Source organism: Halopseudomonas sp., from assembly GCF_047631575.1.
Taxonomy (GTDB): domain Bacteria; phylum Pseudomonadota; class Gammaproteobacteria; order Pseudomonadales; family Pseudomonadaceae; genus Halopseudomonas.
This window is the reverse complement of sequence record NZ_JBLIAB010000012.1, coordinates 1-21779: the sequence shown is the minus strand read 5'-3', so window position 1 is coordinate 21779 and position 21779 is coordinate 1. Positions and strand designations below refer to the sequence as shown.

The window sequence follows — 21779 nt, the reverse complement described above, 5'->3', positions numbered from 1 at the left end:
ATTACCGGCGATCCGAGAGTACGGTACCCAAGTGCTGCAGGTAGGCGATGAGGGCGTCTATCTCACTAACGCCACGAACCATTTGCTGAGCGCCGGCGATGTCCTCGTCGGTATACGGCACGCCCAGACGGCGCATAGCAATGAGCTTCTTCTCGGTATCGTCGCCGCTGAGAACGTTTTCCTGCAACCACGGATAGGCTGGCATTTTGGACTCAGGCACCACATCGCGCGGGTTGTACATGTGCGCACGATGCCAGTCGTCTGAGTAGCGTTTGCCAACACGAGCCAGGTCCGGTCCGGTGCGCTTGGAGCCCCAGAGGAACGGATGTTCCCAGACGCTTTCACCCGCGACGGAGTAATGCCCATAGCGCTCGGTCTCGGAACGGAAAGGACGGATCATCTGGGAGTGACAACCTACACATCCTTCTCGGATGTAGATATCCCGGCCTTCGAGTTCCAGCGCGGTGTAGGGCCGTAGGCCCTCGATTGGTTGGGTGGTTTCCTGCTGGAAAAACAGCGGCACGATCTGCGTCAGGCCGCCGAAGCTGATCGCAATGACGATCAGCACAACCAGCAAGCCCAGGTTCTTTTCTACCAATTCATGCTTCATCGATATGCTCCTCAGACCATTTGCGCTGCAGCTTGTGCTTCAGCCGGCTGGTGTGCGCGAATGGTGCGCCAGACGTTATATGCCATCAGTAACATGCCAGTCAGGAAGAATGCGCCGCCGATAAGGCGAACGACGTAGCCCGGGTGGCTGGCTTCCAGTGCTTCAACAAAGCTGTAAGTCAGCGTGCCGTCGACGTTGACTGCGCGCCACATCAAGCCCTGAGTGATGCCGTTGACCCACATGGATACGATGTACAGTACGGTACCCACGGTCGCGAGCCAGAAATGCACGTTAATCAAGGCAATGCTGTGCATCTGTTCGCGGCCGAAAATTTTCGGGACCATGTGATACAGCGAACCCATGGTGATCATTGCAACCCAGCCCAAAGCGCCGGAGTGGACGTGTCCAATTCCCCAGTCGGTATAGTGGGACAGGGCGTTGACCGTCTTGATGGCCATCATTGGCCCTTCAAACGTTGACATGCCGTAGAACGCCAGAGATACCACCAGGAAGCGCAGGATCGGATCTGTGCGCAGTTTATGCCAGGCACCGGAAAGGGTCATCATCCCGTTGATCATGCCACCCCAGCTTGGGGCTAACAGAATCAGCGACATGACCATACCCAGTGACTGGGCCCAGTCAGGCAGCGCTGTGTAGTGCAGGTGGTGCGGACCGGCCCAGATGTAGATCGCAATCAACGCCCAGAAGTGCACGATTGAAAGGCGATAGGAGTAGATAGGCCGACCGGTCTGCTTGGGTACGAAGTAGTACATCATGCCCAGGAAGCCCGCAGTCAGGAAAAAGCCGACTGCGTTGTGGCCATACCACCACTGAATCATCGCGTCGGTTGCACCTGAGTACATCGAATAGGATTTGAACAGCGATACGGGCATGGCCATGCTGTTGACGATATGCAGCATCCCAACAGTGATAATGAAGGCGCCGAAAAACCAGTTACCTACATAAATGTGCTTCATCTTGCGCTTCATGACGGTGCCGAAGAATACGATTCCGTATGAGATCCACACCAAAGCGATCAGAATATCGATCGGCCACTCAAGTTCCGCATACTCCTTGGTGGAGGTGAGGCCCATTGGCAGAGTGATAGCGGCCAGAACGATGACAGTTTGCCAACCCCAGAATACAAAGGCAGCCAGACGGTCGGAGAAAATCCGTGCCTGTGAGGTACGCTGAACCACGTAAAAAGACGTGGCCATCAACGCACAGCCACCGAAGGCGAATATGACCGCATTGGTGTGTAACGGGCGTAAACGTCCGAAACTGGTCCATGGTAGGTCAAAGTTGAGGGCGGGCCAGACCATTTGGGCGGCAAGGAAGACGCCTAGGGACATGCCGACGATACCCCAGACGACCGTCATGACGGCAAACTGGCGTACAACCTTGTAGTTATAAGCTGTCGAAGTGGTAGCTGTGCTCATGCGAGATTCCACGGATAGCAATGGGTTTATGGGTTCTAAAGCGGCGGCAAGTATGATGAATGGTACCCCTCATTGCAATGACACAGATCAAGGTATCGACTGCTAGCAAGCCCTCTGGCAGGCCATCAGAGAAACACTTCTGTCCAATTGCAATGCTGGTGCACAACCCAGATTTCACATTCCACCTGCAAAGCGCAAGCAAGATTGGTAACCGACGCGGATATGTAGTTGTATGGTCGGCCCCTTTCCTTCCTTGTCGCAGAGACATGGAAAGGGCTAACGCAATCTTAGTGGTCAGAAGGGCACATGTGAAGTGAATACCCCCAGTGTTGGCGTGGCATCTTGTCGCATAGTTCGAGGAGGCGTAAGTCGATGCAATCTCATCTGCTGACTGATGTGCCTGCGGCTGGCCCGCAGCACGCAACACTGCTGTTAGCCCACGGCGCGGGTGCAGCAATGGACAGTATTTTCATGCAAATGCTGGCGCAAGCTTTGAACGCTGAAGGCATTGCAGTCGTTCGTTTCGAGTTTCCCTACATGCAGGCTCGGCGGCTTACCGGTACCCGCACACCGCCCAATCGGATGCCAATTCTACTCGATTCCTTTCGTCAGCAGTGGGCTACGGTGCGAACCTGGTATCCAGGGCCATTGCTGGTCGGTGGGAAATCCATGGGAGCGCGGGTGGCTAGTATGCTAGTTGATGAGTTGGGTGCATCCGGTCTGGTCTGTTTCGCTTATCCGTTTCATCCGCCGGCAAAGCCGGAAAAGCCTCGGGTAGAGCATCTGGCAAATATGCACACCCCCGCGTTGTTCCTGCAGGGAACGCGCGACCCATTCGGCAAGCCCGATGAGGTCCAGCGTTATGGGTTAGCCCAGTCAATTGAGCTGCACTGGCTTGAAAGTGCCGATCACGACTTCAAACCTCTAAAGCGTAGTGGTCACGATCAGCAAAATATCATCGAACAGGCGGCCAGTGCGGTCAGCCACTTTTGTCAAAATCGGCTGAACTGGAGCTCAGTTGGTACTTCGTTTCAGCTGCCCAGAGCTTGAGGCGGGATGCCGACCTTTATAGTTATACGGCTGCCTGTTCGGAATGCTGTTGTGGAATGTGTGAGCTCATCAACCAACGAGCCACTGTAGGAATGCGGTGTTGGTTTTTTTGTAAGATTAATTCGTCAGAGATGGCAGCCAGAGCGAGATCGAGGGAAACATGATCAGCACAACGGTCGCTAGCAGCAGTATGCAGATGAAGGGCGGAGTGCCCTTGATTACATCGAAGTAGGGCCTTCGAAATACGGCCATAGCAGTGAATATGTCACACCCGAAGGGCGGTGTTGCAGAGCCTATCGCCGCTTGCAGTGTGACAATAACCCCCACATGAATCGGATCCAGCCCGGCGATCTCGACAGCGGGCTTGAAGAGGGGGGTGAGAATCAGAATGACGACAATGGGGTCAACGAACATACAGCCGACAAAGAATGAAATCGCAATCAATCCGAGTACCAGAGTTTGACTGTCGCCTATGGTTTCAATTACTGGTCCGAGAATAGCCTGAGGAATACCTGCGAAGGAAATCGTGTAAGTGAACGCGTTACCGGCAGCCACCAGAATGAACACGACGCCCGTTATTAGACCGGTTGATAGAGCGATATCCCAAAGCTCACGCACCTTCACTGAGCGCAGGATGACCACCTCCAATACCACCGCATAAAGCACCGCAATTGCTGCTGCCTCAGTGGGGCTGAACAGGCCGCCGTATATGCCGCCTACAACGACCACAGGAAAGCCAAGAGGAAGTAGTGCTTTTTTCAACGCTTGCCAACGCGCTAGCCAGCTGGCTCGCTCTTCCGGTTCGATGCCCATACGGATTGAACCGATCCAGCAGTACACGGAGAACATCACCAGGATGAGAAAGCCGGGCAGAATGCCAGCGATGAAAAGGTCCCCAATCGACGCGCCGGACACTACGCCGTAGATAATCATGCCTATGCTCGGTGGAATGAGCAGGGCGATGTCGCTCGCATTAATGATCAATGCGATACTGAAGGCATCCGAATAGCCTTTCTGCAAAAGCTTGGGCCGCATTGGCCCTCCCATCGCCACTACCGTAGCCTGAGTAGAGCCCGAAACTGCCCCAAACAAGGTGCAGCCGGCGGCGGTGGTGATTGGCAAGCCGCCGCGCAAATGTCCTACGAAGCTTTGTACTAGATCCAGCAAACGATTGGCCGTGTGCCCGCGGGTCATTAGATCGGCTGCAAAAATGAACAGTGGAACCGCGGCCAACGCCCAGGACTGCACGCCGCTGATCATCTGTCCCATCAGCAGACCGACATTGGTCATGTCCAGTACCAGGAAGAGAAACATCAGACTGGCCACCAACAATGGCACCATCATCGGGAAGCCCAGAAGCAGCAATACGATCATAGCTACAATGATGAGTGTCAGCATGCGTAGGTAGCCTGTTCAGATTTGGTCAATGTCTACTTCCTCATAGCGTTCCTTTTCATTGAAGGAACGGTATATATCGCTGGAAATAAGGTTGCGTATTGCTGTCAGCCAATACTGGATACCGGCGAGCGCAAAGCCGATCGGTGCGACCAGATAGGGGATCCATAAGGGAATTTGCAATGCCGATGAGGTGCGTCCTCGCGACTGTATGGCTTCGACGTAATCCCAGGCGTGGATGCAAAAATAGAACATCAGCGCACCTGTAAGCAGGCTGATGCTGACCAGTGCCGTCTTACGCGCGAGCCCTCTGAGCTGATCATAAAAAGCTGACATGCAAATGTGACGGGCCTTGCGTACTCCGTAACCGAGACCGGAAAAGGTCATGATGATCAGGCTCATCTGCGTAAGCTCGACCTGGCCGGTGACGCCGGTACCCAGTAGTTGCCGGCCAATCACGTGAACCATGAGCATCCCCGCAAGGAACAGTACGGTACAGCCCAGAATGACTTCTTCGACAAACTCGGCCACCCGATCCAGCATAACAAAACCGGTTGTAATGGCGTTCTTCAAGGTCTGGGCTGCAGAGGGTGCGGCGCTCCCGGGCATAGGATTATCCTTTGCAAGAGCCTGGCAGGGCAGGCATGGCCGGGACATATAGCTGACCACGGACCGTTACAGTGTGCATGCCTGCGGTGGGGTCGCAATGGCACTGTGAGTGTTCCTTTTTTCAACATAGCGCATTTGGATTGTCTTTGCACAGAATGGACAACCCGCAGGCATGTGTTATGGTTTATCTGTTATTCAGAACAATTCAAAAGGAGAGTTCGATGAAATTGCGTAATGGATTCATGGGCATGGCAGTATTGGCCCTGGCAGCATGCGGGGGCGATGAGCCAACGACCGCAGCGCCAGAAACCGCAGCGGCTGAACCCGTCGAAACCACGGTGCAGACGTGGGGTATAGGCCTGGAAGAAATCGAAGGCAGTGTACAGTACGAATACGGTGCTAAATTCGCCGAACTGATCAATGAAAAAACCGACGGCGAAGTCGAGGTCAAGCTTTATCCTTACGGGCAGTTGGGAGGCCTGACCGACATATATGATCAGGTGCAGGCGGGTGCAGTGGAACTGGCTTTTGGCTCCGGTTTCCTGGGCGGCACGGTACCTGAGTCGCAACTCTTCAGTCTGAATTTCGTCCTTACCGATGACGAAATGAAAAATACGCAGATCCTCAATGATTCTGCTTTCCGCAAGAACGAAGATCTGGTCGAGTCTTTCCGCGAGCGCGACCTGCAGCCGCTAGCTATAGTGCCTGAAGGCTGGCAGGTATGGAGCGCGAACAAGGCAATTCGCACTCCGGCGGATTTCGATGGCGTGGCCATTCGCACCATGGATAATCGTTTGTTGCGCGAAACCTATAGTGCTTACGGGGCTGATCCAACCACTATGGAATATGGCGAGTTGTTCAGCGGCATGCAGCTTGGCCAGTTGGATGCCAATATTCAGCCAGTATTCGCGCATCAGGAAATGGACTTTTATCAGGTTCAGGACTATCTGATCTTTGCCAATCAGGCACAGTTCATCGCAACATTCATGGCAAACAAAGGTTGGTATGACGGTCTCTCGGAGGAGTATAAGGATGTCGTTGACGAAACAGTCGTCGAGCTTGTGCCCTACATCCATGATGTTCAGGTTCGCCTCAATGAGGAGCGCTTGAAGACCATCACCGAGAACAGCGACATCGAGCTTGTCTATCTTACTTCTGAAGAGCGCCAGGCATTCCGTGATCTTAGTTTGCCAGTACGCGATACATTCGCTGAAATGGTTGGCGAGCGTGGCACGCGTCTGATGAACGTTCTCATCGAGCAGGTTGTAAAGGCGGATGTCGCTGACATTGCAGCGTTAGCTGCCGCGGAACCTGAAACAGAAATGATGGAAACTGAAACCGAAGAAGCAGCGGCTCAGTAATCTGACAAGGATTACGTTGGCGGAAGAGAATAGGAGTCGAACCTACCAGACGCGCTTAGCGCATCTCACCGGGTTTGAAGTCCGGGCGCCCCACCGGGGACGATGCTCTTCCGTTGGCCGCTAGGCTAGCATAGAGACGGCGACAGGCCTAAAGCCTGTCGCCGTTTTTTGTGAGTAATGCAGGCGCTGCCCTCAAGTATCCCGTTGATGGTCTTTCACACCCGCGTATCCGCCAGTAGGATAGGGTCATTCTTCTCGCAGGCTGTTTATTTATGACCGAACTATCGCGCTTTTCTATAGAAAAGGCCCTGGCCCAGTACCAGGATCCCTACCTCAAGACCGATCTTATTACTGCTGGTTGTCTCCTCGAACTGCGGATCACAGGCACTGACGTGTATGCCGAGCTGGTACTGGGTTACGCGGCTGGAGGTATCAAAGGCGGTATTGAGCAGATGTTGCAGGTAGCAGTACAGAACGTCGAAGGCGTCGGTTCGGCTCGTGTGAAGGTACGCTGTGAGGTCCTTGCCGCACCGGCTCAGGGCACCATCGAGGCGCTGGGCAATGTGAAGAATATTATTGCCGTGGCTTCGGGTAAGGGCGGTGTGGGTAAATCCACTACCGCCGTTAACCTGGCACTGGCATTATCCCGAGAGGGCGCCCGAGTCGGGGTGCTGGATGCGGATATCTACGGTCCTAGCATGGGGTTGATGCTTGGCTTGCCTGAGGGCACGCGGCCTGAAGTAAAAGATAAGAAATTTTTTGTTGCACCACGGGCACATGGGGTTCAGGTCATGTCTATGGCCTTCCTCGTTGATGACAACACTCCGGTGGTCTGGCGCGGCCCTATGGTGTCTGGAGCGCTTATGCAACTGCTCAGCCAGACTGCCTGGGATGATCTTGATTATCTGGTTGTGGATATGCCTCCGGGAACTGGCGACATTCAGCTCACGCTGGCGCAGAAAGTGCCAGTGACCGGTGCTGTCATTGTCACAACCCCCCAGGATCTAGCCCTGCTGGATGCCCGAAAAGGGATCGAAATGTTTGCCAAGGTCAATATCCCGGTTCTCGGGGTGGTGGAAAACATGGCGATTCATATCTGCTCCAATTGCGGCCATGCCGAGCATTTGTTTGGTGAAGGTGGAGGCGAGCGCCTGGCGACCGACTACGGCGTGGATCTGCTGGCTTCCATGCCGTTGTCAATGATGATCCGTGAACAGACCGACGCGGGTACGCCGACGGTGATTGCCGAGCCTGAATGCCAGATCAGCATGGTCTACCAGGATATGGCCCGCCATGTGGGTGCGCGCATTGCCGAGCGTGCCAGGCTGGGTTCCGCAATGCCGGATATCAGCATCAGCGATGATTGAGCTCGCTTCTTGGGCGAGTGCCGCGTAGGCGGGGCTTTTGCCTGCCGGGATTACCCGGTAACATGCGGATTCTTTTTTGCACAGCGCAGGGCACATCATGAGTATCAAATCTGATCGTTGGATACGTCGCATGTCTCAGGAACAGGGGATGATCGAACCCTATGTCGAGCGCCAGATACGGGGCGAGGAGGGCAACCGTGTCATTTCCTACGGCGTTTCCAGCTACGGTTACGATGTGCGCTGTTCAAACGAGTTCAAGGTGTTCACCAACATCCACTCGGCGACGGTCGATCCCAAGAATTTCGATGAAAATAGCTTTGTCGATATTACCAGCGACGTGTGCATCATTCCCCCCAACTCCTTTGCCTTGGCGCGCACAATCGAATATTTCCGGATCCCGCGCAATGTTCTGACTATCTGTCTGGGCAAGAGCACTTATGCCCGTTGCGGCATTATCGTCAACGTCACGCCTTTGGAGCCGGAGTGGGAAGGTCACGTAACACTGGAATTTTCCAACACCACGACCTTGCCAGCCAAGATATACGCTAATGAAGGCGTGGCGCAGATGCTTTTCTTCGAGTCCGACGAGCCCTGTGAGGTCTCCTACCGTGACCGTGGCGGCAAATACCAGGGTCAGCGCGGGGTCACATTGCCACGCGCATGATGCGGTCGTAGTGGCGCACTACTTTGGTCTAATTGCCAGAAAGCGGACGAAGCCTCAGGCTGAATAGACACGTTGTCGGATGAGGTGTTGCTGTGAAGATTCTACGAACCCTGGGTTACTGTTTTCTGTTTGTGATGGTGCCTCTGGGTGGCTTGCTCGCTGCCTACCCTGATCAGATCAGTTCGTTAGTGTCTGCTTTGCTGCGCACCGACGTGAGCCGCGGCGCATTGGGGATCGGCTTTCTGTTTTTGTCTGCTGTTTGCATGCGGATAGATTTGAGTATTCGTCGTCGAACCGTCGGCGCTTGAACATAAAAAACCCGTGACTGTGGTGATACAGTCACGGGTTCAATTGCTGAAAAAACTGAACGGCGCCTCTCAAGCGCCGTTGTCGTTTTAGAAGCTCTTGGCGACGGACAGTGTAACGTTGGAGTCGCAGGAATCGCGATCAACGTAAATCTCCGTGCAATCATTACCGAGGTCGGTATCGCTGTACATCAACGCCCAATCTAAGCCGAGTGCAGTCTTGCCCAGAGTAATTGCCCAATCATTGTATTCGAGGTTCGCGGTTGATGTTCCGACGGGGTCCTTGGTATCTGTATTGCCGTAGTGCAGGCCCAGGCCTATGTCATAGGGCAGCTCGAAACCATAACCGACATAGGTGTAGAGTGCGCTGGATGGATCGTAAGCATACTTTGCGCCTAAAGTGAAACCGTACAGGTCGACACTGGCAAGAATCTCATCGACCGCATCAATGCCCTGGGGGAAGGTGTAGGTCGCCCAGGACACGTCGTAAGTGATGTCATCGGTGATTGCACCGCCGTAGCCAACATAGTAATCCAGCTCGATACTCGCCCCACCAAAGTCTTCGGCAGCAACGTTGGAGCCCCACGCTCCAATATAAATGCCGCTCTCATGGGCAAAGTCCAGGCTGGTCTGTACTGCACCAGCACCGTTGGTTTGAGACTGACCACGCCAGATATAATCGGATGCCAGGGTGGCAGTCATGCTTGCGTCGATCTCACCAATAGCGGTGTCGAAGGATTCGGCATGGGCCATGTTGGCAAAACCGAGGGTTGATACGGTAGCGATTGCGGCAGTCAATTTTTTCATCATTATCATGTACCCCATATGTTGTGATTCTTAACGTAGTCCAAAAAATGTTGGCACAGCACACATAGCATTTTGCTTGCCATGTTTTATTTATTGTTATTAATCAATCCGTTAAATTTTTATATGGGGTTTTTAGACGGTATGGCGAGTGTCGAGGGTAATCTGTGCGCACTGCCTTGGTGCATGCATCAAGGTAAGACGTTATTTGTAGTGCACGCGGATTCAGTGCTGAAGGATGTCACGTCAGTCGGAGGTCGTCATGGCTATGAGCGGCTTGCTGCGTTGATAGCGTTCAAGTCGGTCAGCGAGACGTTCGGGCAGCTGCGAGCAGATTTCAAAACCGCTTTTTACATATAAAGCCTGCAGCTGCGGGTTACAAAACAGCCAGACAGGGCCTGCAACGCCAATACGCGCAGTATCGATTAGCTGCTGGGCTATACCTCGCCGGCGGTGCGCGGGGTCAACAAATAGATTGGTTAGCCAGTAACCCTCTGCAACCGGCTGCAGGCACAGGCAAGCCAGTAGCGAATCCGATTGTATGGCCCAGACCTGATGAGCCGGGCGCGTTTTCATGCGGCTGCCATATCGGCGATAGAATTGATCAGCCAAGGTACGTTGGGTCGGATCAAGCAGTCCGCATTCAGTTGGCCCGATTGTCGAGCGCCCTTGACGTGGATCAAGCAGAATCACAGCAGGCCTGCCACACTGGAGTCGGTAAAATGGACAGAACAGGCTAAATGGAGGAAACGAGCATGCATACAGTATTGTTACCCTTTGACGGATCGGAGAGCGCGACGCGGGCGGTTGAGTACCTTATTGAGTTTTCGACCTCGCTTTCTGGCATCAGCGTGCACGTGGTTAACGTTCAGGCCGAGCCGAAGCTATTTGGTAACTATGTAACACCGACCATGCTGAATCAACTTCAGGCTGGTGCGCTAGATTACGCAGCCGAAATGACCGCTAAGGCGGCCGATGCATTACGCGCAGCGAATCTGGAGGTGTACACACACGAGATAGCCGGTGAGGTCATCAGTGAACTGGTCAATGCGGCCGTTAAATACAAATGTACGATGATTGTCATGGGCACTCGAGGAATGAGCAGCCTTAGCAATCTGGTGCTTGGCTCGGTGGCTACTCAGTTAGTGCACGAAGCGCCCATGCCGGTTTTGCTGGTCAAATAACAGGTGCGAAGACTGAAATGGACGTCAAGCTGACCTTCCTAATTGATCAGCGCTTGCCCATCGATCTGCGGGTACCCTTGGGCGCCATGCCGATCTTCTTTTCATGTCGCGCGTTGCTGCCTTTTTGCTGCCACGACGGAGCAGCCGTTTTTTTAGGCGCGAAGTTGGCTGGTGCGAAGGGAAACTTGAACGTTGGCACGGTGGTTTTAACTGACTCGTCGTGTGCCGAAGTCTGACTTGCGTCCGTGGCAACCTGGGAGTCGGTGGGCTTATGTTGGGTCATGGAGAAATCCGTGAATTGGAGAAACAGGCGCGCGAGTATACCCGTTTCCCACTCATGTGCCGCATTGATGGTTGAACTATTGTTTTGTGCTCTGGTCGATCTTGTTTAAGCCATTTACCAATGAGGTAAGCCATAAGCGATAAAGAAGACAAGTTAAAAGGCAAGATCAACGAAATTGTAGGCAAAGGCAAACAGGGCGTTGGCAAAGCAATCGATAACGAGGATCTTAAAGCTGAGGGCGATCTTCAAGAGACCGAAGGCAAGGCTCAGAGTTTGAAGGGCGAGGCCAAGGAGAAGGTCAAGAAGGGCGTCGACAACGCCTGACACTTGGTTGGGCGCCAAAACCTGAAAAGAGCTGGCAGCGAGTGTTGCCGGTTTTTTGTGCGTGACTGTCCTGCTTTTATCCTGCCCCGTTGTACGTATCCCTGCGTCCACCAGGCTGGCCTAATGCATTGTCATACACCGTTGGAGTAATGGCATGTCTTCCCGGGATCTGCTCCTGGCACTTGTAGTGATAGTGGTTTGGGGGCTCAACTTCGTGGTCATCATGACCGGCTTACAGCACATGCCGCCGCTATTAATGGGAGCCATGCGCTTCGCTCTGGTCGTATTCCCGGCGATCCTGTTCGTCAAGCGGCCCCAAGTGCCCTGGCGCTGGTTATTGGCCTACGGTTTGACTATTTCACTTGGCCAGTTTGCCTTTCTCTTCTCTGCCATGGCGGTAGGGATGCCCGCCGGTCTGGCTTCTCTGGTCCTGCAGTCGCAAGCCTTCTTTACTCTGCTATTTGCCGCGATGTTTATCGGAGAGCGTGTGCGTGTTGCGAACCTTCTCGGACTGGTGGTGGCTGCGGCAGGGTTGAGCATGATCGGTATGCAGGTCGATCGCATCATGACGTTAGCCGGCTTTCTGCTGACAATCTGCGCGGCATCCATGTGGGCGCTGGGTAATGTCATCACCCGTCGTATCGGAAAGGTCAATCTGGTGGGGCTCGTTGTGTGGGGTAACCTGGTGCCTGCCCTGCCTTTTCTGGCGTTGTCCTGGTGGCTTGAGGGACCGGCCGCTATCAAAGGCGCGTTGAGCGGGTTCGGGCTGGAGTCCATGCTGGTGCTTGTCTATCTCGCCTTTGGTGCCACCTTGCTTGGTTATAGTATTTGGGGTCGCCTACTGTCACGTTATCCGGCCAGTCAGGTAGCACCGTTCTCTCTTTTGGTGCCCGTGGTCGGATTGACATCGGCATCACTGCTGCTGGGGGATCGACTGGGCCAGTGGCAGATGATCGGTGCGGTGCTGGTAATGTTGGGTTTGCTGATCAATGTTTGCGGTGGCTGGGCGCTGGATCGTTTGCGCAGCAGAGCCGCCGCAGCCTGACGCTGCCGCGTTGATTGGATCCCGGATGGAACTGTTACTTGGCTGAAGGGGTCAATTGTTATGAATTTGTTCATCAAACCCGCTTTGGGACTGCGCGCAGATATACGGCGGGTCGAGCAGGGGCGGTGCGGAGGTTTCACCATGAAAAACCCACAGTCAACCAGGCTCAGTGCCTTCTGGCCCCATCTATTGGTATCGTTGGGGTTGTCATGGGCGTCTGGAGTGTTTGCCGAGCAGAATGCCGATCTGGTCAATAGGATCAATGAATACCGCAATGCACCGGCCGAATGCGAGGGTCGGGCAATGCCGGTTACCGGCCCGTTAGCGCCCAACCCTAAACTGGCAAATGTCGATCTTTCATCGTCTCAATGGCGAACGGCAATGCATGAAGCTGGCTACCAAGCTTCGGCTGCTCAGATTGTGCAGGTATCCGGACCGTCAGATGCCGATCAGGTAATGGAGATGGCCAAGCAGCGCTTTTGTGAGGTATTGCGCAACGGAGACTACGCGGAGATTGGTGTAAGACGTACTGGTAATGACTGGCAGATAATAATGGCCAGCCCACTGGTTTCGCAGGCGATAATCGGTCGGAAATGGATTGATGTCGGCCAGGAGGTATTGGCAGAGGTGAACCTGGCACGCAGGCAGCCCCGCACGTGCGGTAGTGAACAGTTCGCTGCAGCACAACCGTTGAACTGGGATACTCGGCTGGGGCAGGCTGCTCTTGAGCACAGCGGCTACATGGCCGAAAACAATATTCTCAGTCATGTCGGAGCTGACGGTGAAAAGGTCGCAGCACGGGTTGGGATGACTCGCTATGAATGGCGCAAGCTCGGAGAAAACGTGGCTGTAGGCCAGAGCTCGCCACAGCAGGTAGTGTCGGCTTGGCTGCACAGTCCAGGCCACTGCGCGAACATCATGAACTCCGAGTTTACCGACATGTGCGCGGCTTTCGAGACGCGACCGCAGAGCTCGATTTACTGGACGCAGGTATTTGCTAGCGAGCGATAATGTCAGGGCCGGCTTAAGGGCCGGCCACTGATTTAGTCTTGACGGCTGGTCACTTCAAGCAAGTGAAAACCAAACTGGGTCTTCACCGGCCCCTGGACGACATTGATTGGCGCGCTAAATACCACGGTATCAAATTCCTTGACCATTTGCCCCGGGCCAAAGGTACCCAGATCGCCACCTTGACGACCGGATGGGCAGGAAGAGTTGTCTTTGGCCACCTGAGCAAAATCGGCTCCGCCTTCAATGGCGCTTTTCAGTTCGTTACACTTGTCTTCGGTTGCCACGAGAATATGGCGGGCGCTGGCTTTTGGCATGAGTGCTTGCTCCTTTAATTAAAGTGCAGAAGGGTACCGCAATCGGCTGTTACCCGGAAGCATTGCAGGCGACAATACCATTACAGCCTCTGCCCGAGAGAACCATGTCCAGCACCGACCCTATTGTCCATAACGGTATCGAGACTTTGAGCTTTCGTCAGAGCGACCAACTGAACCAGCAAGCCAAAGGCACCACATTCAAGCTTTTCAAGGCTGCCAGGCAAGAGCTGGTTGAGGAGTACGATTATTTCTATTTATCGGCAACGTCTTATTCAAAACGAATTGAAACGTTGAAATCGACTGGGCAGATCTATGGGGCAACAGTCAACCTGGTGCTCCTAACGCGTGCAGGCTATGACAAGCTCCGTCAGCGAGCCCCTAAGATGGACTCTGGAGTCTGAGGGGGCTTGGGCGACAAATTTTGTTTAGCACTACACTCTGAGCGATGCTTAGTCGACATATCAGGGGTTGCGCATGGGATTCAAGATCAAGCCACACAAATCTGCCGCCAAGGAAGTGCGGCGCGCAGCCCTAGAGCGTTTAGGGAAGGCTCGGGAAGCATTGCTGCTTGTGCCTGAACAACAAACGACGGGTATTCATGAGGCGCGTAAACGGATCAAGGAGGTGCGTGCGCTGCTGCGGCTGGTGCGCACACCGATTGGACAGGCCTTCGCTCAGGAAAATCGACGTTTTCGCGATATCAACCGCAAGCTTTCTGTCATGCGTGATGTGGGTGCGCTATTGGAAACCTGGGATTCACTCGCCAGCGAGAATTCAGCGTTATTCGTCCGGCGCTCGATGCGCAACGTTCGCGCACGTTTGGACTCTCTGGGACAGGGAGGTGCGCCCAGTGGTGGTGTTACCTTGGAAGAGACACACCGGGTGCTGAAAGAGGTGCTTGCGGATGTGGAGATGGCTGAAGAGTCGGTTCGTGCCTGGCGTCTGCCCGGTAAAAGGTTTGCTCTGGTATCCAGCGGCCTGCAGCGGACCTTTGCCGATGGGCGCAGAGCACTTGGCGTGGCAGCCAACGCCGCTACCGATGATCACCTGCATGACTGGCGCAAACGGGTGAAAGATCACTGGCATCACACGCGGCTGCTGAGCATGGCCTGGCCGGCTGCATTCAAGGTACGTGCAGCGATGCTCAAGGATCTGTCTCAGTTGCTTGGTCAAGATCACGATCTATCGATGCTGCAGGCGCTACTGGAGCAATCGCCCGCTATCTTTGGTGCGGCTGCGCAGCGTCGTGAACTCGGTGAGTTGGTGGCTGGCCGGCGAGGCTGCTTGCAGCAACGGGCCTTCAGACTTGGAAGCAGGCTGTATGCCGAATCTCCTGCTGCACTGCGTAAGCGATGGCGTCGCTGTTGGGATCTGACGCGTGATGAAAAGCGCTGTCCGGGCTGAAGTGCGTATCTAGCAAGCATACGGATTGCCCGTCTTTACTATATATATGTTTTTCCGTATATTTGAAATATCATATATATTCTGACTCGGTGCCTTTTCATGACACAGGCTTTGCAAACACTCGATACCAGCACATCCCTGACTCCTGTTTCGCTGTTCAAATGCCTGGCTGATGACACCCGTGCGCGAATGATCTTGTTAATTGCGCTGGAGGCTGAGTTGTGTGTCTGTGAGCTCACCACTGCTCTGGATGAAAGCCAGCCAAAGATTTCGCGTCACCTCGCACAATTGCGCCAATGTGCCTTGCTGGAAGACGAGCGCCGTGGACAGTGGGTCTATTACCGCCTGCACCCCGACCTGCCTGAGTGGGCAGTAGACATGGTCAATCTGGTTATGCAGGCAAATCGGGGTTGGCTCGAAATCAATAGCCAGCGACTGAAACAAATGCGCGCCGGTTCTGATCAAGTTGGCGTCTGTACAGTGCGCAGCTGTTGAATTCATCCTGTTGTCTGGAGGAAAAAAATGAGTATCAAAGTAGGCATCAATGGTTTCGGTCGTATTGGACGTTTGGCGCTGAGAGCGGCATGGGACTGGCCGGAGCTGGAGTTTGTGCAGATCAATGATCCGGCTGGTGATGCTGCCACGCATGCACACTTGCTTAATTTTGACTCGGTGCATGGTCGCTGGCAGCACGAAGCTGGCAGCAAGGATGGTTATCTGCTGGTCAACGACAGAGTAATCAATTTGACAGCCAACAAGGCGATTGCTGATACGGACTGGTCCGGCTGCGATCTGGTTATCGAGGCCAGCGGTAAGATGAAAACGCTGGCCGTATTACAGGGCTACCTCGATCAGGGTGTCAAACGCGTTGTGGTCAGCGCCCCAGTCAAGGAAGCGGGTGCGCTAAACGTGGTGTTGGGAGTGAACGATCATCTTTTCGATGCAGCAAAGCATCAAGTTGTCACGGCGGCCTCCTGCACAACCAATTGTCTGGCACCTGTGGTCAAGGTTATTCACGAGAATCTGCGTATTCGTCATGGCTCGATTACCACCATCCACGACGTTACGAATACGCAAAGTATTCTTGATCAACCGCATAAGGATTTACGTCGGGCACGGGCCTGTGGAATGAGTTTGATACCGACATCGACTGGTTCGGCATCAGCGATCGCGGAGATATTTCCCGATCTCAAGGGCCGTTTAAACGGTCACGCAGTGCGCGTACCCTTGGCCAACGCCTCACTTACGGACTGTGTCTTTGAAGTGGAGCAGGTCACCACGGTGGAAGAAGTAAATGCGCTTTTCGAAGCGGCGGCCGCTTCCGGTCCTCTCAAGGATATTCTCGGTTATGAAGAGCGTCCACTGGTGTCCATCGACTATCGCACCGATCCGCGCTCATCGATCATCGACGCATTGTCGACCATGGTCATCAATGGTACCCAGGTAAAGATTTACGCCTGGTATGACAATGAATGGGCCTATGCCAACCGCATAGTGGAGCTGGCGAAACGGGTAGGCGCAGTCAACTGACTCGCAGGAGTTTTTGATGTGATCAAGGCGCTGACAGCAGTGAGCCCGCAGGTACGCCAGTATCTTCTGGTAACAGGCAACTACTGGGCATTTACGTTGACTGATGGTGCGCTGCGCATGCTCGTGGTGTTGCACTTTCATACCCTGGGCTACACGCCGCTGGAAATTGCTGCACTGTTTCTGTTTTACGAGATTTTTGGTGTGGTCACCAATCTGCTTGGCGGTTATCTCGGCGCATGGGTAGGCCTGAACCGCACGATGAACATAGGGTTGGCGATCCAGGTTATTGCCCTGTTAATACTGATAGTACCGACGGCCTGGCTTAGTATCCCGCTGGTGATGGGTGCTCAGGCTCTGTCAGGTATTGCCAAGGATCTTAACAAGATGTCGGCCAAGAGCTCGATAAAGCTTCTGGTGCCCGGTGACCAGCCGGGTATCTTGTATAAATGGGTGGCGATTCTCACCGGCTCGAAGAACGCGTTGAAGGGTGTCGGATTCTTTTTGGGCGGGATGTTGCTGGCGACGATCGGGTTCCGCGGTGCAATGCTGCTAATGGCAGGCGCGCTGGCATTCATCTGGGTTGGCAGCGTGATCATGTTGAAGAAGGATCTGGGCAAGGCCAGCGCCAAGCCTCGATTCCGCGATATTCTATCCAAAAGCCGGGCGATTAATATGTTGTCAGCGGCCCGCATGTTTCTTTTTGGCGCCCGCGATGTGTGGTTCGTGATTGCTTTGCCAGTCTATCTGAGCTCGGATTTTGGCTGGGATTTTTGGCTGGTAGGTGGTTTTATGGCTGTCTGGGTTATCGGCTATGGCATCGTGCAATCGGTCGCGCCATTGATTACCCGGCGCAGAGACAGGCAGGTGCCGGACGGACACGCTGCGATGGTATGGGCCATGATGCTTGCCGGTTTGCCGGCGGCTATTGCATTGGGGCTGGACACGCAATTGCCGGCTCAGAGCGTCGTTGTGGTGGGGTTGCTGGTATTTGGGGTGTTGTTTGCGGTCAACTCATCGCTGCACAGTTATCTGATTGTCAGCTATGCAAAAAATGACGGTGTTTCGCTGGATGTCGGATTTTATTACATGTCCAATGCCATGGGGCGTCTCATAGGCACTCTGCTATCAGGCTGGGTCTACCAGTCGTATGGGCTGGAAGCCTGCCTGTGGGTGTCGAGCGCGTTTGTTGCGCTGGCAGCGCTGATATCTGTTGGGCTACCTCGCCGTCAGGAGGCAGAGACGGGTTAAAGAAAAAAGCGCGAAACAACGCCTTGCGTCGTTCCGCGCTTAGAATTCGAGACAGATCTTGCCGAAATGGTTGCCGCTCTCTTGATGACGGAATGCATCAGCTATGTCATCCAATGCAAAGCAACGGTCGATGACTGGACGCATATCGATCACCTCAAGCGCACGTATCATGTCGAGCTGATGTCGGCGGCTGCCAACGGTCAGTCCCTGAATACGTGCCTGCCGATACATTAATTCCGCCGTCGGCACGTTGCCTGCCATACCGGTCAGTACACCGATCAGCGAGATATGACCGCCTACACATACGGCTCTTATAGATTGTGGCAATGAGCCTGGACCGCCGACCTCAACGATGATGTCTGCACCGCGGCCACCGGTAAGATCCCTGACACGCTCGCCCCAGTTTTTATCGGTTTTATAGTTGAGCACGTGATCTGCGCCCATGTCTTTCAAGCGATCCATTTTTGCCCCTGAAGAAGAAGTGGCAATCACCTGAGCGCCCATCGCACGGGCCATCTGCAGTGCACAAATGGATACGCCGCCTGTGCCCATGACCAAAACAGTGTCGCCTGCTTTAATGCCGCCATCTACCACTAATGCGCGCCAGGCAGTCAGACCTGCGGTGGTCAGTGTCGCCGCTTCGGCGTGACTATAACCGCAAGGCGCTCCGGTAAACCAATGGGCGGGGGTGACTGCGACCTCGCGTGCGTAGCCATCCATACCGTCACCGGGTACGCCTTGGGCAAAGCCCTCGACCGGGGCGCCTTCCTGCCACCACGGGAAGAAACACGAAACTACACAATCACCGGGCTTGAACTCGTCAACCCCTGTGCCGACAGCTTCCACGACGCCCGCACCGTCTGCCATAGGTATGCGTTTGTCCGCATTGGGAATCTTGCCCGTTACCACGAGATAATCATGAAAATTCAGGGAGCTGGCGTGAAGTCGAACGCGGATTTCGCCCTGACCCGGTTGGCCCGGATCGTCGCGCTGAACGATCTGTAATTGCTCAATACCGCCCGGTGCGTTCAACTGAATTGTCTTCATATATTCTCCGCATTGCTGGCTTTAAATCCTCTAAGTCTAGCAGGCACTAGGTAGGTCATCGTGAGCAATGATAGTTATTACTCCAAGGCCTCAATCCTAAATTCGCCGCAGGCGGCCAGATCTGGCTCGGAATATGGAAACTGCTTGGCCAGTTCACGCAAAGCGCTGCGCAAACCTTCTTCCAGCACGGGGTGGTAGAAGGGCATACGTAATACCTGATGCACGGTCAGTTGTTCACTGATGGCGAGCCCCAACAGGTGCACCATATGCTCAGCACCCGGTGCACACATCTCCGCGCCTATGAGTACGGCGTCCTCCCGAGCATACAGGCGCAGTAAGCCCTGATTGCGCTGCGCGGCCACGGCGCGACCCTGGTTGGCAAAACTGGCTTCGCCAATCAGTGCGCTCGGATCAAGATCGGCGAAACGTTGCCCGACAAAGGCCACCCCAGGCTCAATGAACACGATCCCCATGGGCGTTCTTCGCGGGAAATCGGAGGGTGTATCGGCTAGCGCATTGTGAGCGGCAATATACCCCTCGTCCGCGGCTTCGTGGAGAACCGGAGCATGGTTATTGACGTCCCCTACAATAAAAATCGGCAGGTCAGCGATCTGGGTAGTTACAGGGTCAAACGCAGGCATGCCGCGATCATCTAGCTCAATGCCCAGGTTTTCCAGGCCAAGATTCTGAATATTTGGCTGCCGGCCAACTGCGGCCAGCACGCGATCGACTTCGAAGGTCAGATCGCCAGCCTCCACCATGACGCCGTCGCCATGAGATGTCAGCTTCACGTCTGCGCCGGTATGAATGGTGAAATTTTCTTCCAGGGCTTCACGCAGGGTATCGGTTACTGTCGGATCGGTCAGGCCGGCTAATGCGCTGCTCTTGTCGAAAGCGAAGACCTTGATCCCCAGAAAGGCCATCGCCTGCGCCATTTCAAGGCCTAACGGCCCCAGACCGATAACGGCCACGCAGGCCGGGAGAGAGGTTTGCTCGAAAAAACTGTCGGTGGTGAGCACCCGTTCGCCGAGCGCCTTCCATGGTTCTGGCACAACTGGATGCGACCCGGTAGCGATGATGATGCGGTCAGTGTGGTAAATTTCGCCTTCAACTTCTACAGTGTTTGGACCAAGCAGTTTAGCCTGGCCAGAAATACTGCGTTCGCCAAGCGCTTCGGTTGGCTTCAGGGTGCCGCTTACAAAGTGGTCGCGTAGTTCGCGCACGTGGCGCAGCACCGCAGGAATATCGGCGTACAGTCCTTCGCTACCACGAATGCCAAAAGCCTCATGCCTGACGCGGTCATGTAATGCCCTTGCGGCTTCGATCAGTACTTTGGACGGCATACAACCGACTCGCGCACAGGTGGTGCCGTAAGCCCCTGCGTTGATCATCAGGACGTTATCGGTCTGCTTGGATATTTCTCGCAGCGCTGCCAGACCTGCTGTGCCAGCGCCAATAATAATGACATCCCAATGGGCGACCATGAGAGCTCCTGTAAAGGTATGTAGCTGTAGCCTAGGCTACCAGACCAGGGTTGGTATCTGTTGAAACCCGCTGACACTAATTGATGGCCACAAAAAAGCCGCTTGTGGAGTGTTCCGGCAAGCGGCTTGAGATACCTACTGTGTTACGCCGTCCAGGTAGGACGGTAACATCATTCAGTCGGTAGTCTTGTCGGTGGTTTCTTCCACTTAATCAACCATGTTCTCTACGCCTTGCATGGTGCTGTTCCAGGCGGAAGAGGTAGCTTGCTTGGTGTTTTCCCACGCGCTCGAAGTGGTTTCCATGGTGTTTTCCCAGGCCTTATTCAGGTTGTCTTGGGATTCGTTCCACCACTGTTCGTTAAATTGCTGGACACCCTTGAGTTCCTTGCCGGCAGACGTCATATGCACGTCGTAGTTGATGTCGTCGAACATCATCTCGCCTTTGGCTACACTGACGGTAAATTCACCACGCTTGGCTACAACATCATTCTCGCCAATACCGAGAAACTCGTTGGTCTGGATGACCAGCGCGTGCAAGCTCATATCGTTGCCCAACAGGATATCTTCGACGTTACCGACTTCTTCGCCGTTCGCGTCGAACACTTCGGCACCGATGAGATCGTCTGCAGAATACAGACCCTGAGCGTCCATATTGTGGTCATCAGCTATGACAGAGAAGCTCAGGCCCATGGCGCCTGCCAGTAACGGAATGCCCAGTTTGCGGATAGTGTGTGTGGTCATAGTCAGTCTCCTCAACTGTTATTAAAATGATCGTGAGAGCCTTTTGAAAGACGTCTCGGTCATGTGTACTGATCAGCCGAGTTACGTGACTGAGCAGCTAAATGAACCTCGTTTTCTGACTCTGGATAGCCTTGGCGAGAGCCAATAAAGGCCTCCCGACTAGCCGCGTTATTCCAGGACTAGAACAGACCTAACGGGTTACAGTTAATCGGACGACAGGAGTGGCGGTTAGTTCAATACACAACGCATATGGCTCGATACATGACTGCGCTGAAGTGCTTTCACGCCAGTCTTGTTGTGCTGTTAATATGGAAGCCTTCTCATTGGCCGGAACCCCGAATGCGCAACTTAATCAATGTATCAGTCAGCCCCAGAGGCACTCTGGAAACGCTCTCCCAGGTCGAAGTGCAGCAATTAAGTGAAGCAGGATCAGGCAGTACCTACAGGTTGTTCCGCCAATGCGCATTGGCAATTCTCAATACCGGTGTGCAAATCGATAACGCCAAAACAATTCTCGAAGCCTATGAGGATTTTGACGTGCGGATTCATCAGCAGGAACG

At 54.2% G+C, this 21779-nt stretch carries 26 protein-coding genes and 1 tRNA gene; 15 read left to right on the top strand and 12 right to left on the bottom strand.

What is annotated here, in order from left to right; all coding sequences use genetic code 11:
- Position 1 precedes the first annotated feature (1 nt).
- Together ccoO and ccoN are read right to left on the bottom strand one after the other, a co-directional pair.
- On the bottom strand, positions 2-610 hold the full coding sequence (gene ccoO, locus ACJAXR_RS14995) for a cytochrome-c oxidase, cbb3-type subunit II (protein ID WP_415059070.1): 609 nt from the start codon (positions 608-610) through the stop codon (positions 2-4).
- An 11-nt stretch (positions 611-621) separates the two neighbouring features.
- Entirely contained in the window at positions 622-2049 is a 1428-nt protein-coding gene (ccoN, locus tag ACJAXR_RS14990; protein ID WP_415059069.1) for a cytochrome-c oxidase, cbb3-type subunit I, read from the bottom strand.
- Positions 2050-2421: 372 nt separating this feature from the next.
- Here ccoN and ACJAXR_RS14985 point away from each other — a divergent pair, with 372 nt between their 5' ends.
- Positions 2422-3099, top strand: coding sequence for an alpha/beta family hydrolase (locus ACJAXR_RS14985; RefSeq protein WP_415059068.1), 678 nt, complete (start codon positions 2422-2424; stop codon positions 3097-3099).
- A 117-nt stretch (positions 3100-3216) separates the two neighbouring features.
- Here the strand turns inward: ACJAXR_RS14985 and ACJAXR_RS14980 are convergent, their stop codons facing one another.
- Together ACJAXR_RS14980 and ACJAXR_RS14975 are read right to left on the bottom strand one after the other, a co-directional pair.
- Positions 3217-4497: a TRAP transporter large permease gene (locus ACJAXR_RS14980; RefSeq protein WP_415059067.1), complete on the bottom strand. Its 1281-nt coding sequence runs from the start codon at positions 4495-4497 to the stop codon at positions 3217-3219.
- A 15-nt stretch (positions 4498-4512) separates the two neighbouring features.
- A complete protein-coding gene (locus tag ACJAXR_RS14975; protein WP_415059066.1) occupies positions 4513-5103 on the bottom strand; it encodes a TRAP transporter small permease in 591 nt (196 codons plus the stop codon).
- 221 nt (positions 5104-5324) lie between these two features.
- Between ACJAXR_RS14975 and dctP the strand changes: the two genes are divergently transcribed.
- Complete coding sequence (dctP, locus tag ACJAXR_RS14970) at positions 5325-6464, top strand: TRAP transporter substrate-binding protein DctP (protein WP_415059065.1); 1140 nt, start codon at positions 5325-5327, stop codon at positions 6462-6464.
- A 17-nt stretch (positions 6465-6481) separates the two neighbouring features.
- Here the strand turns inward: dctP and ACJAXR_RS14965 are convergent.
- A tRNA-Sec gene (locus tag ACJAXR_RS14965) sits at positions 6482-6576 on the bottom strand.
- A 160-nt stretch (positions 6577-6736) separates the two neighbouring features.
- Here ACJAXR_RS14965 and apbC point away from each other — a divergent pair.
- The 3 genes from apbC (at position 6737) to ACJAXR_RS14950 (ending at position 8803) form a co-directional block, all read left to right on the top strand.
- A complete protein-coding gene (apbC, locus tag ACJAXR_RS14960; protein ID WP_415059064.1) occupies positions 6737-7831 on the top strand; it encodes an iron-sulfur cluster carrier protein ApbC in 1095 nt (364 codons plus the stop codon).
- Between the two features lie 97 nt (positions 7832-7928).
- A complete protein-coding gene (dcd, locus tag ACJAXR_RS14955; protein ID WP_415059063.1) occupies positions 7929-8495 on the top strand; it encodes a dCTP deaminase in 567 nt (188 codons plus the stop codon).
- Between the two features lie 92 nt (positions 8496-8587).
- Positions 8588-8803: a hypothetical protein gene (locus ACJAXR_RS14950; protein ID WP_415059062.1), complete on the top strand. Its 216-nt coding sequence runs from the start codon at positions 8588-8590 to the stop codon at positions 8801-8803.
- A gap of 87 nt (positions 8804-8890) precedes the next feature.
- On the opposite strand, the gene ACJAXR_RS14945 is transcribed toward ACJAXR_RS14950, so the two are convergent.
- Entirely contained in the window at positions 8891-9610 is a 720-nt protein-coding gene (locus ACJAXR_RS14945; RefSeq protein ID WP_415059061.1) for a TorF family putative porin, read from the bottom strand.
- A 240-nt stretch (positions 9611-9850) separates the two neighbouring features.
- On the bottom strand, positions 9851-10297 hold the full coding sequence (locus ACJAXR_RS14940; RefSeq protein WP_415059060.1) for a GNAT family N-acetyltransferase: 447 nt from the start codon (positions 10295-10297) through the stop codon (positions 9851-9853).
- Between the two features lie 62 nt (positions 10298-10359).
- Between ACJAXR_RS14940 and ACJAXR_RS14935 the strand changes: the two genes are divergently transcribed.
- The gene (locus tag ACJAXR_RS14935; RefSeq protein ID WP_415059059.1) at positions 10360-10788 is read left to right on the top strand and encodes a universal stress protein; all 429 of its coding nucleotides are present in this window, start codon (positions 10360-10362) and stop codon (positions 10786-10788) included.
- Between the two features lie 46 nt (positions 10789-10834).
- Here the strand turns inward: ACJAXR_RS14935 and ACJAXR_RS14930 are convergent, their stop codons facing one another.
- On the bottom strand, positions 10835-11071 hold the full coding sequence (locus ACJAXR_RS14930; RefSeq protein WP_415059058.1) for a hypothetical protein: 237 nt from the start codon (positions 11069-11071) through the stop codon (positions 10835-10837).
- Positions 11072-11203: 132 nt separating this feature from the next.
- Between ACJAXR_RS14930 and ACJAXR_RS14925 the strand changes: the two genes are divergently transcribed.
- From ACJAXR_RS14925 to ACJAXR_RS14915, 3 genes are all read left to right on the top strand, one after another.
- Positions 11204-11395, top strand: a complete 192-nt coding sequence (locus ACJAXR_RS14925; protein ID WP_415059098.1) for a CsbD family protein — start codon at positions 11204-11206, stop codon at positions 11393-11395.
- Positions 11396-11549: 154 nt separating this feature from the next.
- Positions 11550-12440, top strand: a complete 891-nt coding sequence (locus tag ACJAXR_RS14920; protein WP_415059057.1) for an EamA family transporter — start codon at positions 11550-11552, stop codon at positions 12438-12440.
- A gap of 141 nt (positions 12441-12581) precedes the next feature.
- Positions 12582-13451 carry a CAP domain-containing protein gene (locus tag ACJAXR_RS14915; protein WP_415059056.1) on the top strand — a complete coding sequence of 290 codons (870 nt, stop codon included), beginning with the start codon at positions 12582-12584 and terminating at the stop codon, positions 13449-13451.
- A gap of 32 nt (positions 13452-13483) precedes the next feature.
- On the opposite strand, the gene ACJAXR_RS14910 is transcribed toward ACJAXR_RS14915, so the two are convergent.
- A complete protein-coding gene (locus ACJAXR_RS14910) occupies positions 13484-13765 on the bottom strand; it encodes a peptidylprolyl isomerase (protein ID WP_415059055.1) in 282 nt (93 codons plus the stop codon).
- Between the two features lie 104 nt (positions 13766-13869).
- On the opposite strand from ACJAXR_RS14910, the gene ACJAXR_RS14905 reads away from it, so the two are divergent.
- The 5 genes from ACJAXR_RS14905 to arsJ all read left to right on the top strand — a co-directional run bounded on the left by ACJAXR_RS14905 (position 13870) and on the right by arsJ (position 17947).
- The gene (locus ACJAXR_RS14905; protein ID WP_415059054.1) at positions 13870-14166 is read left to right on the top strand and encodes a hypothetical protein; all 297 of its coding nucleotides are present in this window, start codon (positions 13870-13872) and stop codon (positions 14164-14166) included.
- A gap of 73 nt (positions 14167-14239) precedes the next feature.
- The gene (locus tag ACJAXR_RS14900; RefSeq protein WP_415059053.1) at positions 14240-15169 is read left to right on the top strand and encodes a CHAD domain-containing protein; all 930 of its coding nucleotides are present in this window, start codon (positions 14240-14242) and stop codon (positions 15167-15169) included.
- Positions 15170-15268: 99 nt separating this feature from the next.
- Positions 15269-15664: a metalloregulator ArsR/SmtB family transcription factor gene (locus ACJAXR_RS14895; RefSeq protein WP_415059052.1), complete on the top strand. Its 396-nt coding sequence runs from the start codon at positions 15269-15271 to the stop codon at positions 15662-15664.
- A gap of 27 nt (positions 15665-15691) precedes the next feature.
- Positions 15692-16699 carry an ArsJ-associated glyceraldehyde-3-phosphate dehydrogenase gene (locus tag ACJAXR_RS14890; protein WP_415059051.1) on the top strand — a complete coding sequence of 336 codons (1008 nt, stop codon included), beginning with the start codon at positions 15692-15694 and terminating at the stop codon, positions 16697-16699.
- Between the two features lie 21 nt (positions 16700-16720).
- Positions 16721-17947 (top strand): organoarsenical effux MFS transporter ArsJ, encoded by a 1227-nt coding sequence (arsJ, locus tag ACJAXR_RS14885; RefSeq protein ID WP_415059097.1) that lies wholly within the window; start codon positions 16721-16723, stop codon positions 17945-17947.
- A 39-nt stretch (positions 17948-17986) separates the two neighbouring features.
- On the opposite strand, the gene ACJAXR_RS14880 is transcribed toward arsJ, so the two are convergent.
- The 3 genes from ACJAXR_RS14880 to ACJAXR_RS14870 all read right to left on the bottom strand — a co-directional run bounded on the left by ACJAXR_RS14880 (position 17987) and on the right by ACJAXR_RS14870 (position 21219).
- Positions 17987-18994, bottom strand: a complete 1008-nt coding sequence (locus tag ACJAXR_RS14880) for a zinc-dependent alcohol dehydrogenase family protein (protein WP_415059050.1) — start codon at positions 18992-18994, stop codon at positions 17987-17989.
- 77 nt (positions 18995-19071) lie between these two features.
- Positions 19072-20478, bottom strand: a complete 1407-nt coding sequence (locus ACJAXR_RS14875) for a dihydrolipoyl dehydrogenase (protein ID WP_415059049.1) — start codon at positions 20476-20478, stop codon at positions 19072-19074.
- Between the two features lie 207 nt (positions 20479-20685).
- Entirely contained in the window at positions 20686-21219 is a 534-nt protein-coding gene (locus ACJAXR_RS14870; protein WP_415059048.1) for a PRC-barrel domain-containing protein, read from the bottom strand.
- A 339-nt stretch (positions 21220-21558) separates the two neighbouring features.
- Here ACJAXR_RS14870 and ACJAXR_RS14865 point away from each other — a divergent pair.
- On the top strand, positions 21559-21779 hold a 221-nt coding region (locus tag ACJAXR_RS14865; protein ID WP_415059047.1), incomplete at its 3' end, for a pyrimidine/purine nucleosidase domain-containing protein.